Source organism: Oceanicaulis sp. LC35 (assembly GCF_052055585.1).
In the GTDB taxonomy this organism is placed as follows: Bacteria; Pseudomonadota; Alphaproteobacteria; order Caulobacterales; family Maricaulaceae; genus Oceanicaulis.
Map to the genome: position 1 here is coordinate 652813 of NZ_CP170485.1, position 13810 is coordinate 666622.

General features: G+C 62.3%; 16 protein-coding genes. 7 read left to right on the top strand and 9 right to left on the bottom strand.

The window, feature by feature from the left end:
* The first annotated feature begins 70 nt into the window (after window positions 1-70).
* Both ACFELO_RS03135 and ACFELO_RS03140 read left to right on the top strand, forming a co-directional pair.
* On the top strand, window positions 71-421 hold the full coding sequence (locus tag ACFELO_RS03135; RefSeq protein WP_440959118.1) for a DUF952 domain-containing protein: 351 nt from the start codon (window positions 71-73) through the stop codon (window positions 419-421).
* Window positions 418-1461, top strand: a complete 1044-nt coding sequence (locus tag ACFELO_RS03140) for a quinone-dependent dihydroorotate dehydrogenase (protein ID WP_440959119.1) — start codon at window positions 418-420, stop codon at window positions 1459-1461. Before ACFELO_RS03135 ends, ACFELO_RS03140 begins: the two co-directional genes overlap by 4 nt.
* Here the strand turns inward: ACFELO_RS03140 and ACFELO_RS03145 are convergent.
* Together ACFELO_RS03145 and ACFELO_RS03150 are read right to left on the bottom strand one after the other, a co-directional pair.
* Window positions 1458-2771: an MATE family efflux transporter gene (locus tag ACFELO_RS03145; RefSeq protein ID WP_440959120.1), complete on the bottom strand. Its 1314-nt coding sequence runs from the start codon at window positions 2769-2771 to the stop codon at window positions 1458-1460. The genes ACFELO_RS03140 and ACFELO_RS03145 overlap by 4 nt on opposite strands.
* A 43-nt stretch (window positions 2772-2814) precedes the next feature.
* Window positions 2815-3810, bottom strand: coding sequence for an NAD(P)/FAD-dependent oxidoreductase (locus ACFELO_RS03150; protein WP_440959121.1), 996 nt, complete (start codon window positions 3808-3810; stop codon window positions 2815-2817).
* A 40-nt stretch (window positions 3811-3850) separates the two neighbouring features.
* Between ACFELO_RS03150 and ACFELO_RS03155 the strand changes: the two genes are divergently transcribed.
* From ACFELO_RS03155 to ACFELO_RS03175, 5 genes are all read left to right on the top strand, one after another.
* Complete coding sequence (locus ACFELO_RS03155; protein WP_440959122.1) at window positions 3851-4273, top strand: thiol-disulfide oxidoreductase DCC family protein; 423 nt, start codon at window positions 3851-3853, stop codon at window positions 4271-4273.
* Window positions 4270-4428, top strand: coding sequence for a DUF2256 domain-containing protein (locus ACFELO_RS03160; protein WP_440959123.1), 159 nt, complete (start codon window positions 4270-4272; stop codon window positions 4426-4428). The genes ACFELO_RS03155 and ACFELO_RS03160 overlap by 4 nt, the downstream gene beginning before the upstream one ends.
* A gap of 138 nt (window positions 4429-4566) precedes the next feature.
* Window positions 4567-4917 carry a UrcA family protein gene (locus ACFELO_RS03165; protein ID WP_440959124.1) on the top strand — a complete coding sequence of 117 codons (351 nt, stop codon included), beginning with the start codon at window positions 4567-4569 and terminating at the stop codon, window positions 4915-4917.
* A 302-nt stretch (window positions 4918-5219) separates the two neighbouring features.
* The gene (locus ACFELO_RS03170; protein ID WP_440959125.1) at window positions 5220-5528 is read left to right on the top strand and encodes a UrcA family protein; all 309 of its coding nucleotides are present in this window, start codon (window positions 5220-5222) and stop codon (window positions 5526-5528) included.
* A gap of 146 nt (window positions 5529-5674) precedes the next feature.
* Window positions 5675-6397 (top strand): tetratricopeptide repeat protein, encoded by a 723-nt coding sequence (locus ACFELO_RS03175; RefSeq protein WP_440959126.1) that lies wholly within the window; start codon window positions 5675-5677, stop codon window positions 6395-6397.
* Window positions 6398-6441: 44 nt separating this feature from the next.
* Here the strand turns inward: ACFELO_RS03175 and ACFELO_RS03180 are convergent, their stop codons facing one another.
* The 7 genes from ACFELO_RS03180 to ACFELO_RS03210 all read right to left on the bottom strand — a co-directional run bounded on the left by ACFELO_RS03180 (window position 6442) and on the right by ACFELO_RS03210 (window position 13719).
* Entirely contained in the window at window positions 6442-8679 is a 2238-nt protein-coding gene (locus tag ACFELO_RS03180; RefSeq protein ID WP_440959127.1) for a TonB-dependent receptor, read from the bottom strand.
* Window positions 8680-9002: 323 nt separating this feature from the next.
* Window positions 9003-9416, bottom strand: coding sequence for a PaaI family thioesterase (locus ACFELO_RS03185; RefSeq protein WP_440959128.1), 414 nt, complete (start codon window positions 9414-9416; stop codon window positions 9003-9005).
* Complete coding sequence (locus ACFELO_RS03190) at window positions 9413-9931, bottom strand: PaaI family thioesterase (protein WP_440959129.1); 519 nt, start codon at window positions 9929-9931, stop codon at window positions 9413-9415. The genes ACFELO_RS03185 and ACFELO_RS03190 overlap by 4 nt, the downstream gene beginning before the upstream one ends.
* Before the next feature lie 41 nt (window positions 9932-9972).
* On the bottom strand, window positions 9973-10785 hold the full coding sequence (locus ACFELO_RS03195; RefSeq protein WP_440959130.1) for a hypothetical protein: 813 nt from the start codon (window positions 10783-10785) through the stop codon (window positions 9973-9975).
* Window positions 10786-10862: 77 nt separating this feature from the next.
* A complete protein-coding gene (locus tag ACFELO_RS03200; protein ID WP_440959131.1) occupies window positions 10863-11174 on the bottom strand; it encodes a DUF6460 domain-containing protein in 312 nt (103 codons plus the stop codon).
* A 41-nt stretch (window positions 11175-11215) separates the two neighbouring features.
* Window positions 11216-12052: a mechanosensitive ion channel family protein gene (locus tag ACFELO_RS03205; protein ID WP_440959132.1), complete on the bottom strand. Its 837-nt coding sequence runs from the start codon at window positions 12050-12052 to the stop codon at window positions 11216-11218.
* Window positions 12053-12102: 50 nt separating this feature from the next.
* Window positions 12103-13719, bottom strand: coding sequence for a cisplatin damage response ATP-dependent DNA ligase (locus ACFELO_RS03210; protein WP_440959133.1), 1617 nt, complete (start codon window positions 13717-13719; stop codon window positions 12103-12105).
* Between the last annotated feature and the right edge of the window lie 91 nt (window positions 13720-13810).

The following is a 13810-nucleotide window of genomic DNA, read 5'->3' on the forward strand; positions in this document are numbered from 1 at the left end:
CGGTGAGCTGCAGCGCCAAGTCCGCCGTGATGCTTGCACCCTGCGGCCGGGCGTCGTATCGGCCTAGGCCATGACCGAGTTGATTTATCGCATCGCTGATCCCGCCGCGCTGGCGGCGGCCTCCCTGTCCGGCGCCTATGAAGGCGAAGCCCATGACAAGGCGGATGGCTTCATTCACGCCTCGACGCTGGACCAGCTCGCGGACACGCTTGTGCTGCACTATGCCGAGGCGGAGCGTCTTGCCGTGGCCGAGATCGAAGTGAACGCGCTGGGTGAGACGCTGAAATGGGAAAAATCGCGGGGCGGGGCCCTGTTTCCCCATGTCTACGGGGCGATTCCTTTCGCCGCGATTTCCGGCGTGCACCTGATCAAACGTGATGAAGAGGGCGCCTGGCGCCTGCCGCCGGAGTTGAGCCGATGAGCGACGTCCTCGCCAGACTTCTGACATTCCTGCCTGCCGAGACGGCGCACCGTACGGCGCTCATGGGATTGAAAGCGGGGTTCGGGCCCAAGGCGATAAAGCCTGCGGACCCTATCCTGAAAACGGCTCTGGCGGGGCTCGAACTGGCCCACCCGGTGGGGCTTGCCGCCGGCTTTGACAAGAACGCCGAGGCGCCGGACGCGCTTCTCAACGCCGGTTTCGGCTTTGTGGAAGTGGGGGCGGTTACGCCCCGCCCGCAGCCCGGCAACCCGCAGCCGCGCCTGTTCCGCCTGCGCGAGGACAAGGCCGTCATCAACCGTATGGGCTTTAACAATGAAGGCCTTGATGCGGTGAAGGCGCGCCTTGAAGCGCGTCAGGACAGCTCGTCCAAAGCGGAAGGGCCAGTGGGCGTCAATCTGGGCGCCAACAAGGATTCCGAAGACCGGGCCAACGATTATGCGATCCTTCTCAAGGCGCTTTCGGGGCTGGCGGACTTCTTCACCGTCAACATCTCATCGCCCAACACGCCCGGCCTGCGCACCCTGCAAACCGGGGATGCGCTCGATGAGCTTCTCAAGAAGGTCAATGATGCGCGCTGGGCCGAGCCGGTCTTTCTCAAGGTCGCGCCCGATCTCGATGAGGCGGGCATTGAAGCCATCGTCAAAGCGGTCGAGACGCATGCCCTGTCAGGCCTGATCGTCTCCAACACCACGCTCGAGCGCCCTGACAGCCTCAAGAGCCACCATAAAGGCGAGGCAGGTGGTCTGTCCGGCCTGCCGCTGAAGACCCGCTCCACCGAAGTGCTGCGCCAGTTCCGTCGTCTGACCGGGCCGGACCTGCCGATCATTGGCGTGGGCGGCATTGATGGCCCGGATGCGGCCTATGCCAAGATTCGCGCCGGGGCGAACGCGGTCCAGCTCTATACCGCGCTGGTCTATCAGGGCCCCGGTCTGGCGCTGAAGATCCGCGATGGTCTGGCCGAACGCCTGAAAGCGGATGGGTTCGAGCGCTTGTCTGATGCCGTGGGCGTGGACGTCTAGGTCTCAAAACTGCGCTTGAGACCCGGCCAGCCGACCATCAGTGTTCCTGCGCGTGCAACGTAGTAGAGCAGGAAGGCCAGCCACAGCCCGTGCGCGCCCCAGAGCGGGCGCAGGGCGGCGTCCAGCGCCAGATAGATCAGCAGAGCCGCGATCATCGCATTGCGCATCAGCGGGCCGCGTGTGGCGCCGATCATCAGGCCATCCAGCTGCCAACTGGGCATGCCCAGTAATGGCACCAGCGCGCACCAGACAAGAAAGCTGCGCGCGGACAGGCGGGTGGCTTCATCGGTCGTCATCAGGCCGATGAACGTATCGCCCAGCATGAAAAATCCCAGGCTGAGGATGAGCGAGAAGCCAAGCGCCAGCTCACTCGTCAACCGGAAGGCGCGCATCAGCCTGTTCCAGTTCTTCGCCCCGGCCGCACGTCCTGTCTCTGCTTCGGTGACATGGGCGAAAGCGTCGAGGAAGAAGGCGCAGATCGAGATGTACTGCATCAGGATGGCGTTGCCCGCCAGCACGTCCGCGCCTTCGCGCAGGCTGGCGATATTGAACCAGGTGAACCCGGCCAGCAGCGCCAGCGTGCGCAGGAAGATGTCGCGATTGACCGAGAACAGGCGCCGGATTGCAGCCTTGTCCCAGAAGGCGCTTCCAGGGGCCGGGCCGCGTTGGCGCAGGATCAGCAGGATGATCACGGCCGCCGCCAGAAGATGCAGCCATTGAGAGGCCGCGCTGGCCGCGCCCACCCCGGCGACGCCCATATCCAGCCCCAGCACGAACAGAACCGACAGGCCGGCGTTCAGCACATTCAGCACCGCCTGCAGGATCAGGGCGCGACCGGTCAGCCCCAGGCCGATCAGCCAGCCATAGACGGCGAAGCCTGCAAAGGCGGCGGGCGCACCCCACAGCCGGGCGTTCACATACTCCCGCCCCAGACCCTCAACGTCGGCGGGGCTGTCAAACAGGGCGAAGACCGCAGCTTTCAACGGTGTCTGGAACAGAAGAAGGGCGATGCCGATCGCCGCGCCGATTGCACCAGCCCGCCATAATACGGCGCGCAGTTCGCCTTCGTCCGCGCGTCCGTCGGCCTGTGCGGTCAGCGCGGTGGCGCCCATGCGCAGGAAAGCGACCGACCAGAAGAAGACGTTGAACACCAGCCCGCCAAGCGCCACAGCGGCGATGGCGTTGGTGTCCGCCGTGCGTCCAATGACGGCAAGATCCACCAGCCCCACCAATGGCGAGGCTATGTTTGCGCCCATGATGGGCAGGGCGCGCAGGAAGACCTGCTTGCGGGTCAGGGAGAAAGCCGTCATCCGGGCTGGATAGCGGCAAGGGTGGAAGCTGGCGAGCGGGAAATCAGTCTGCGAGCGCGTCGCCCAGTGCGTCACCGGAATCCCAGGCCAGTTCGGCGCGCGGTCCCAGACGCCAATCCCCGGCGCAGCCCAACGTCCCTGTCGGGTCGAGCGCGAAGGGCGTGCCGGGGGCCTCGGTCACCAGGGCATAGCGCCAGCGATGGGCTTCACACCATTCAGGCATGGGCAGGCCAAAGCGGATGAAGGCTTCTTCGGTCAGGGCGCGCGCGACGGTTTCGGGGTCGCTCTCCAGAAAGGCTTCAGACCAGTCCGGCGAGGCGTGCAGCACCCAGGCGTCAGGGCCATCCTGACCGGGGCGGGAGTTCATTCGCGCCATCCAGCGCACGGCGCCGCCCAGCAGCTTGGCGCCATCAAAGCCGAGATCGGCCGGATTGCCGGGCACCGTCATCACCGCCCAGCAAGGCGAGAGCTTTGCGTTCAGCGCTTCAGCGATCAGGTCAGAGAAATCACCATCGCTGCGGGCCAGAAACTCGATCAGTTGTTCCGGCGGCAGCGTCAGGACAACACGATCAAACGGACCTTCCACATGCCCGTCCTCAAAGTGGATCGTCCAGGCGCCCGCGTCTCCGCGCACACGGCGAGCGCGGACGCCAAACCGGGCGTCAAAACCGCTCAGCGCCGTCTTGACGATGGCGCTCATGCCGGGCACGCCGACCCAGCGGGTTTTCTCGCGCAGACTTTCTGCATTGCCGCCACGATCAATGGAGACCGTTCGCGCCGTCCACAGCCCAGCGGCGCCTTGAGCTTCTGCGTCCTTTAGGAGGCGGGTGAACCCTTCCCCGGTTGCAGTGAGAAACTGGGCGCCATGATCAAAATGAATGAGGCCAAGCGGGGTTTCTGCGCGGCGCGTCGACATGCGTCCGCCCGGGCCGAGCCCCTTGTCAAACAGCACGACCTCGACGCCGCGGTCAGAGAGCGCGCGTGCTGCGGCTGCCCCGGCCAGTCCGGCCCCAATCACTGCTGCGCGTCGCTTCGCCACCCTGTCTTCCTCGCATTCCCGGTCTAAATTCAGCATTGTTATGGCTCTAGAAAGCTCAAAACCTGATGAATCCAACCCCGATGATGCAGTCACAACTGCATCTGTCGAGGTGTTTTATGATGGGGGGTGTCCCTTGTGCCGGTCAGAGATGAGCTACTACCGGGCTCGGGGCTCAAATGCTCAGTTTACGGATTTAACCCGAGGCGAGGTTTCCCCTGAAGGCGTCTCCTGCGACGCCGCCCTGAAACGCTTCCATGTGCGCGACGAAACCGGGCGCCTGCGCTCTGGCGCCGCCGCCTTTGCCGCGTTATGGCGTGTGACCCCCGGCTGGCGCTGGCTGGGGCGGATTGGCGGCGTTCCACCTTTCGTGTGGATCGGAGAAGGGCTCTATCGTCTGTTCTTGCCTATCCGTCCCGCCTTGCAGATGCTGGTCATCCGATTGAGCAAGGAGCGCGCATCATGAAGGGCCCCGCACCCCGCCGTCAGAAAGGGGACTTGCCGGAGAAGGTCTGCCCGGTCTGTGAGCGCCCGTTCTCCTGGCGCAAGAAATGGGAGCGGAACTGGGAAAGCATCAAATATTGCTCCCGGCGTTGCGCCTCTCAGCGCCAGAAGTCTTGATGGCGAGCAAATGACAAAAGTCTCATCTGATCGTCAGCGCACGGTTAGGTAGCCTGTTCTAGCGTCGTCCGTGAAGTCAGGGACCGGCTCCGTAAGAGAGCGGCTCAGCTTCAACTGGTCGAATTAGGAGAACAGGTCATGTCTATGGTCACGGTCATGCTCGCCAGTATGGCGGGTCTTGCACTCACCCCCGTCGCCGCCCAGGACGACGCTGGCGTCGAGAATACGCGGGTCATCAATTACGCAAGCGAAATACTTCATACCGATGAAGGTGTGGAGCATGTTCGCCAGCTCATCGCGAATTCGGCGCGGTCTGTCTGTCACCAGCCTGGTCGCGATTATGCGCGCTACAGCGCCCAAACGCGTCGCTGCGTGGAAGAAGCCTATCGCGAAGGCATCGAGCAGCTGCAAGTCAAGGTCGCAGAAGTGCGTCAGGTTTCCCGAACCTATGCCGCGGCTCTTGTCAGCTCTGAAACGTCGGCTTACTAGTTGCCGGAAAATTCATTTTTGGAACAACAGCCTTAGTGCTCACGAGGCTGTTCCCCTGGCCCCCGCCCGCGTCAAGCAGGCGGGGGCTTTCTTGTTATACGAGAATTCTGTCGTGTAGACCGGGATCGGCCGCCTTTTTGGGTTTGGCATGCATTCGTGCAGGTCAGACCTGCGCCAATGACCGTGCGCCTGTCATATCGGTGTTGCAGGGCGCTGACAGAAAAGCCCTCGCCGGGATGACCCGGACTGGTTGGACATAGAGCCACTTTCATATGGTTCGTGTGCGAAATAAGGATATTCCCATGCGTTTTGTTGCTGCAGCCCTGATCGCCGTCGCCCTCACTGGCGCCGCTTCCGCTCAATCGGCCGAGACGGTTGAAATCGAATTCCGCCCGTCCGAGCTTACGAATGTTGAGCGCCTGGACGCGCTGCGTGACCGTATCCGTCTGGCGGCGATCGCTGTGTGTGACGCGCGGAACGCCCGCAGCCTGACCGAGCAGCGTCTGGCTCGCGAATGTGTCGCTGAAGCGCGTCGCACGGGCGAATCCCAGCTTAACATCGCCGTGGCGCGCGCGAACGGCGTCATCGAGATGGCGGCTGAAGTGCGCTAGGCGCCTCAGCCATCCAATGAAGAACGCCCCGCCAGGTTTCCGGCGGGGCGTTTTTTGTTCAACGGGCGTACGCGTGTGAGGAGCGTTTCTTGCCGACCAGTCGCGTATCCGGATAGATAACGGTTGGGGCCTTGAGGGGGAGAGACATGCCGTTTCTGTTTGGTGGACATTTCATTCTGGCGGTTCTTTGCGCGGTGCATGTCATCCGCACGCGTCAGGAAATGTACTGGCTGTTGTTATTGTTCATGTTTCCGCTGCTGGGCTCAGTCGTCTATTTTCTGGCGGTGATGGCGCCTGATGTTTTCGGGGCTCGAGGCGTTCAAGCTGCAAGCCGCGCGCTTGATCCGGGGCGTGAGCTGCGCGAAGCGCGCAAGGAACTGGCGATGCGGCGCACGGCGGGCGTGCTGAAACGTGTCGCTGAAGCGCATATGGCGCTGGGACAGTATGAAGACGCGCTCGCGCTCTACGAAGAAGCGGCCAGAAGCGCATTCGCGGATGATTCCGGACTTTTACAGGGCAAGGCTTCGGCGGAATTCGAATGCGGTCGATATGAGGCGGCGCAGGAAACCCTTTCAGAGTTGCGCAAGGCGCATGGCGCGGCGCGTCTGCCCCACGCCCATCTGACCTATGCCCGCACCCTGTTCGCGCTGGGGCGTGAGGACGAAGCGTTTGCCGAGTTTGAAGCGGTGAGCGCCTATTTTCCCGGCGCTGAGGCGAAAGCGCGCTGGGCGGAAGCGCTGGATCAGGCAGGGCGCCATGATGAGGCGCGAGCCATCTGGCGAGAGATCGTCGAGACAGCCCGCATCATCCCGGCCCATAGCCGGAAACTGCAAAGCCGCTGGATCAATATGGCGCGGTCGCGCGTCTGAAGCGCTGACCCGCCCGGAGGCAGGTCAGCTTTGGCTTCAGTGGGTCAGTACTGAACGCGCAGTTCGACGCCGAAGGTGCGCGGGTCACCCGGTTGCACGAAGGTGGCGTCATAGGGATAGCTGCCCGAGAAGGGCGGCGTATAGGGTGCGGTCCGCGACGAATTCCGGAAGGAGATATTGTCGATATAATCTTCGTCCAGCAGGTTATCGACGAAGAAGTAGATCGCGTAATTGTCTGCTTCATAGCCGATTTTGGCGTCTACAACGGTGCGGGCGTCAATGGTGGCCGGATACTCGGTCACGCCGTATTCCAGCGTGCGCGGGTTCTCGATGCTGACCGTGCGGGCATTGTCGCCGCCGTCAAAGCTCTCATCCTCGAAAGTGACAGAGCCGGTGGCGAAGAAGCCGCGATCATTGCGGTAGGTCGCCCCGAAGCTGCCCGAGAAGCTCGGCGCCTTGCCGAACTCATTGCCGACCAGCGATCCCGCGCCGACAGCGCCCGTGGCGTCGGAGGTGAACTCGGTGTGCAGATAGCCGAAGGTCAGGAAGGCATCGATATTGTCGGTGATGTCGTAGGACGCCTCGATCTCGAGGCCATACGCTTCTGACGAGCCCAGATTGGCCGGCACATCTTCACCGGTCGGCCCTTCGACGGAGCCGATCTGATTGGTCCAGTCGATGTAGAACACATTGGTGTTCGCCGTCAGACGGTCATTCTGGTAGCGGAACGCCACCTCATAGTTCCACAGCTTCTCCTCGTCCGCGTCAAAGATCTCGATCTGGCCGGTTGACTGGTTGAGATAGCTCGACTGATAGCCCGGCCGGGTGCCGCGCGCGGCGGCGAAGGTGGTGGAGAAGGTGTCGGTCCAGTTGAACATCACCGAGGCCTTGGGCGAGATCAGGGTCTGTTCAAAGGTGGAATTGGTGTCCCCGGCGGCGCGGCCGATGGCGGTCTCGTTCTCGAACCGCTCGACCCGCAGGCCGCCGCCCACGGTGATGAATTCGTCCATCAGCGGGAAGAAGATGTCGCCATAGGCGGCCGCGATGGTGATGTCTTTGTTCCGGCTGGAAATGCTGCCCTGATTGACCGGGAAGGGGTTGTTGTACGGATCGGAGACCACACCGAAATAGTGCAGGTTGTAGGTGGAATCCATGTGGTCGTAGTACAGACCCGCTGCGCCGTAAAAGCGTTCAAAATCAAAACGTCCACGCAGTTCGGTCGCAAAGATCTGCTCGTCGGGGAACTCGCGATAGGTACGGCCATAGGTCGGTTCGTTGGAGTAATCGACCTCGGCATAGGTGTCTTCAGAGGCGTCCGTATAGCCCGCCATGAAGCTGAGATCGAAGTGCTCGTTGACCCGGTAGTTGGCGTTCAGTTGCGCCGTGGTCATGCGGTATTCGCGGTCCTCGATGGTGTCGATGATCGATTTGCGGCGATCGCCATGGTCTTCCATCAGGAAGATTTCGAGCGGCACGGAATCCAGACCCGTATCAAAGTTATAGGACGCCAGAGAGATCGTGGCGTTGAAGTCCGGCGCGAAATCGGGCTGCCAGCGCAGCTTGCCGCGTACGTTCAGAATGTCGCGATAGTCCGGATCATCCACATTGCGGGTGGTGTTCTCGATGGCGCCGTCCGTATGCCCGGCTTCCAGAGCCAGGCGGCCGGTCAGGCCCAGCTGTTCAGATATCGGGCCGCTGATGGCGAAGGCGCCGGAATAGGTGTTGTAATTGCCGGCGATGATGCGGCCTTCCGCCTCGAACTCATCCGTCGGATCCTTGGTCTGGATGAAGACCGAACCCACGGGGGTCTGGCGGCCGCGGGTGATCTGCACGCCGCGATAGATTTCCAGTTGCTGGACATCCCAGGTCGATTGCGCGCCCGCAAAGAGGTTCAGGCTGAAGGCGTCCGCCGGCACGATCAGGCCGTCAATATAGACACCTGACACCGGCTGACCCGCCGTGGAGGCGCCGCCGGTCTGGTTGGTGTTATTGTTGATGCCGCGAATGTTGAAGTTCAGCTCGCCATTGTTGGAGGAGACGTTGGCGACCCGGCGCAGAGCGTCGAAATAGTCGTCGAAATTGCCGTCTTCCAGCGTCAGGTCGCCAATGATGGCGACCGAGGTCGGGGTTTCCTGAACGGTGCGGTTCAAGCCCTCGCCATAAACGGTGATGACGTCATTGGTGGATCGGTCACGCGCGGGCGCATCCTGATCGGACTGCGCGGCGGCGGCGCCGGCGGCAAGCGCGATGAGCGCCACCGACGACATGAATTGCTGGATCATAATCTACCCCTGTTGAGAGCGGCCTGGTTCTCAGAGCCGTACGGGGGCAGGTAGCGAGTCTTCTTGTCAGAATTTCAAAGCTGACCACACTGTATATTGAACAGAATAAGACAAAACGCTCAATTGGCGAGAAGTTCTACGTGTTTGTCACCAGAGATCGGTAATTGGAATATTATTAATTCTGGCCAAGTCTAAAATTTTATTTGCTTGTCGCTTCAATGCACCTGAGCGGGCGCCGGACGCATCCTGACAGGCGTACAACACGCACAGATGTCACGCCCATCATTCTTTCATGATGCTTCGCGTGTGAAGCAAGTCTGGCGCTAGTTCCCAGCCTTGACCGGCTTGATCAGGAAATGGCCGTGCAGGCTGGCGATGGGCGCGGCGCGGCGTTCCTGCCAGGCGTCCACCCTGACATTGGCGACGCGGGATCCCTGTCGGGTGATCGAGGCGCGGGCATAGACATCCTGGGGCTTGCCCGGGCGCAGATAGTCCACCGCCACATCGATGGGCTTGGGCAGGGTCGCCAGATCTGTGAAGGCCAGGAGCCCGGCCGATGCGGTGATCTCCATAAAGGCGCCAATGGCGCCGCCGTGAAGGGCCGGGATCAGCGGATTGCCGATCAGCCATTCATCATAGGGCAGGATGGCGGTCAGCTCGTCGCCATGATCGTCAAACCGCACGCCCATACGGCGCACATAGGGGCTCGACTGAAGCTTTTGCAGACGCTCGTTCATGACGCGGCGCCTCCGGCTTTCTCGTTGGCGACATGCTGCTCCACCTCGGCGCGGGCGCGGGCGCGTTCGGCGGCGGCCTGGCTGGCCTTGGTGACCATGAAGGCGGCATGTGCGGTGGCGACGGGATCGGTCTCGTCACCGTCATGGGCGATGGCGCTGACAAAAGCGATCAGGCCGGACACCTTGACGGTTTTCGCTTCGGCGATCACATCGCAGCCCGGTTTGGCGGGACGCATGTAATCAAGCCGCAGATCCAGCGTGGCGACGGCCTGATCGCCGCCCAGACCGGCGAAGGCCGCAGTGCCGCAAGCATGGTCGAGCAGGGCGGTGACCACGCCGCCATGCATGACGCCGGTTTCAGGGTCGCCGATGGATTCAGGCTGATACGGGGCGCGGATCACCGCTTCGCCTGGGCTGACGCGCACGAGCTTCATGCCCAGCGCGACGGCATGGGGGCTGCCATCGACCAGAAGACCGGCGAGGGTGTCGAGTTTGTCTTGCAGAGTATCGCTCATGAGAGCGCTTGTACTTGGAAGCGATGCGGCTTTCCAGCCGGTCAGTCACGCAGGCGACGGCGCACCAGCGTTTCCAGCCCTTCCACGACTTCCATGCGTTCTTCCAGCGATTCACCTTGCAGATCGGCAAGGCGACCCAGAGAGGCGCGGTGAAGCTGGATGATCTCGCGTTCGCGATCGCCCAGCGCGTCCACGCTGGCCAGGAAGCGTTCGAGAGAGCGGCCGATCCGGGCGGACAGCTCGTCGCCCCGGCGCAACATGGAGAAGATGATCGACTGGGCCTGGGCGCGGGCCGCCTGAAGGGGCGTCGTCTTGCCGTCAGCCACATCGCGGTCGCGCTTGAACGCGCCAGCGCCCTCGGCGCTGCGGACGCGACGGTCCGGTCCGTTGTAATTGGCGGTCTTCACAAACGAACGCGGACGCTGGGTGATCTCGGTCAGGCGCTCGGTCACGCCACGCGGCGACACCGGACGCAGGGCCAGGGTGTCAGCGCCTGCATCGCGCGCCGCTTCAATATCCAGAAGCGTGTGCTTGGTGGAGAGGATCATGGTGGGGGTGCGGTTGGCGTCACCCCTGGTGCGACGCAGCTTGCGGATGGCGTGCGCAGCGTCCAGGCGCTCATCGCGCCAGTCCACGACCATGAGCGGATTGTCGGCGTTCTCTGCGAACCAGATGGCGGATTCAGGCGTTGAGCAGGTCTGGATGCGCTCCGCGCCGGCAAAGCGCAGGATGTCCACGGTTAACCGACGAGAGAAGGGCGTGGGATCACAGACAATGATCGCGCGCTGGCGCCAGTCCATGCCGTCGCCGGTTTCAGTCTCGTCGTTGACGTCTATGTCGAGCTCAGCCGCCACAAATCCCCCCTCGCAGGCCTAGAAAACCTGTCTAAGCCCAAGAGGTGGAGATTGTCTTATGGAAACCGATTTTGCTGTTAGCGCTTGGTAAACGCGCGGATCAGATGCACCGCCAGCCAGATCGGCAGGACGATGACTGCGCCCAGGAAGAAATAGCGCAGGGCCCAGCGCACAGATGCGCCGATGGAGTCAAAGAAGGACGCCCAGGCGTCACCCACGGTCTGGAAGAAATCGACCCAGAGATCGGCGGGATCAACCTGAAACACCGCCAGGACAAGACCCACCAGAACGCAGAGAAGAAAGACGATCATGAGATCGGCGAACCGCACGCTCAGAATGCGCTGAAGCATGGACTTGCGTCCGGCGGAGTGCGGGGTCGGTTCGCTCATGATCGTCTGTCTCTCATGCAATTAAGGCGGTATCGCGGCGATCAGCCTTCCTTGTGGATCTCCACAGAGTGCGGGTAGGGGATCTCGATGTCGTTGGAGTCAAACGCGATCTTGACCTTCTTGTTCATGTCGAAATGCAGGGCCCAGTAATCGGTCGCCTGGCACCAGGCGCGCACGACATAGTCGACGCTGGACGCGCCATGCGCTTTCACTTCCACAAACAGGGCCGGCTCTTTCATCACGCGCTCATCGGCCTCGAAGGTGGAGCGCAGGACCGAGATCACCTTTTCGATGTCATCGTCATAGCTGGCGGAGAACACAAAATCGCACCGGCGGGTGGGGTAGGCGGAATAGTTGGTGATCACATCGCCCCAGGACTGGCCGTTCGGGATGATGATCTGCTTGTTATCGGGGGTGTTCAGCTCGGTGTAGAACAGGGTGATGTCTTTCACCGACCCGGCGACGCCCGCCACTTCCACATAGTCCCCGATCTTGTAGGGGCGGAAGAAGATGATCATCACGCCCGCCGCCACGTTCGATAGCGTGCCCTGAAGGGCGAGACCGATGGCCAGGGTCATGGCGCCCAGCGCGGCGACCAGAGAGGTGGTTTCGACGCCGAAGCGGGTCAGGACTGCGATGATGACAACCGCCAGAACGCCGTATTTGGCGATCGAGGCGAAGAAGCTCGCAATCGTGGGGTCCATTTTGGGATTGCGATCGGGGATGGAGCGAATGGTGCGCCCGACCGCGCCGGCGATCATGAAGCCGACGATCAGGATGATCGCGGCCATGCCCACATTCATGACCATCTGCAGGCCGATTGTGGTGAGGTATTCCTGTGCGCGCTGGATATCGAACGCTGCGGGCGTCGTGCTCATGTCCGGATGGTCCCCTGACTGGTCAAATTCAGTTAATCCTTGCGATAGCACTAATTTGCGGGACGGTCGAACCGTTCCTCCAAGAGCTGGTGCAGGCGTGTCAGCCAGTCCGCTTCACCCGCAGGTTTGTCCCAGCGGATACGGTGAATGCGCGGAAAGCGCATGGCGATCCCGGACTTGTGCCGGGGGGAGCGATTGAGCCCTTCAAAGGCGATCTCCAGCACCAGTCCGAAATCAGGCCGCGCCTTGACGGCCCGGACCGGGCCGAAGCGGTCCACTGTGTTGTCGCGGACGAATTTGTCGAGCTGTTTGAGCTCCTCATCAGTAAAGCCGAAATAGGCCTTTCCAACAGGGGCCAGCACCTGCGCGCCATCCTCCTCGCGCCAGACCCCGAAGGTGAAGTCCGAATAGAAGCTTGAGCGTTTGCCATGCCCGCGCTGGGCGTACATCAGCACGGCGTCGACCAGGAAGGGATCGCGCTTGTGCTTCCACCACGGTCCTTTGGGGCGCCCGGCTTCATAGACGCTGTCGCGGCGCTTGATCATCACCCCTTCCGCCTGGGCATGGGGCGGGTCTGAGCGCAGCGTGTCCAGCTCACTCCACTGCTTAAAGCGGATCGTGTCGGACAGATCAATCCGGGCCGTCGGCGTGCGCTCCACCAGCGCTTCGAGCCGTTTGCGACGTTCGGTCAGAGTCAGGCGACGCACATCCTCATCCCCGTCCACCAGAATGTCATAGGCGCGGATAAAGGCGGGCAAACGCGTCAGCATTGCCTTGGAGACGGTCTTGCGGTTCAGCCTTTGCTGCAGATCAGAAAACGGCGCGACATCGCCGTCGGGCGAGCGCACCAGAAGCTCGCCATCAATCGCGCCTTCAAACTCCAGCGCCGCCAGCACATCGGGGAAGGTGTGGGAGATGTCGTCGCCCGTTCGGGTGTAAAGCCGGCGCACGCCATCCTCGCTGACTGCCTGAATGCGGATGCCGTCCCATTTGTACTCGGCGATGAAGTCAGACGGTTCGAGCGTCTCAAGCCCGCCGTCCTCGACGGGGTGCGCCAGCATGACAGGACGGAACGGGGCTTTCGCCGCGTTGACCGGCTTGTCGGCTTTGCCCTCAAGCCAGGCGAACACGGCTTCATAGGGTGGCTCGAGACCGTGCCACAGCTCCTCGATTTCGGTGATGTCCACATCGCCAAAGCGTGCGAGAGCGGTCTTGGCGAGGCGAGCCGAGACGCCCACCCGCATGCCGCCAGTGACGAGTTTCAGAAGCGCCCAGCGGCCCTGGGCGTCCAGCGCATCCAGCCAGCTTTCGATCAGGGCGGGGGCGTTTGTGCGGCTGACCGTCATCAGCCCGTCGATCACCTCCACAAGGTCGGGGGCGCGGTTCGCGCCATGACGTTGCGGCCAGATGAGGGCGGCGGTTTCCGCAAGATCGCCGACATAGTCATAGGACAGCTCGAACAGCACCGGATCGACGCGTTCGCTGACGAGCTGGCGAATGACGGCGGCCTTGGCGGTCTTGAAATCGAACGCGCTGGTCAGCGCCGCCAGGGCATAGCCCCGCTCGGGATCGGATTGGTCGCGGAAATGCTCCACCAGCAGGCGCAGCTTGCCATTGCGCTGGGGCGTATAGGACAGGCGGTCCAGAAGGGCGGCGAAGCGTTCCATGCCCCAAGCATATAGGATTATAGGCTCGAAATGCCGCCCGGAAGCGCAGGGTGGATGATAACCCTAGTTGCTTTGGGTTTTAGTTTGCGCC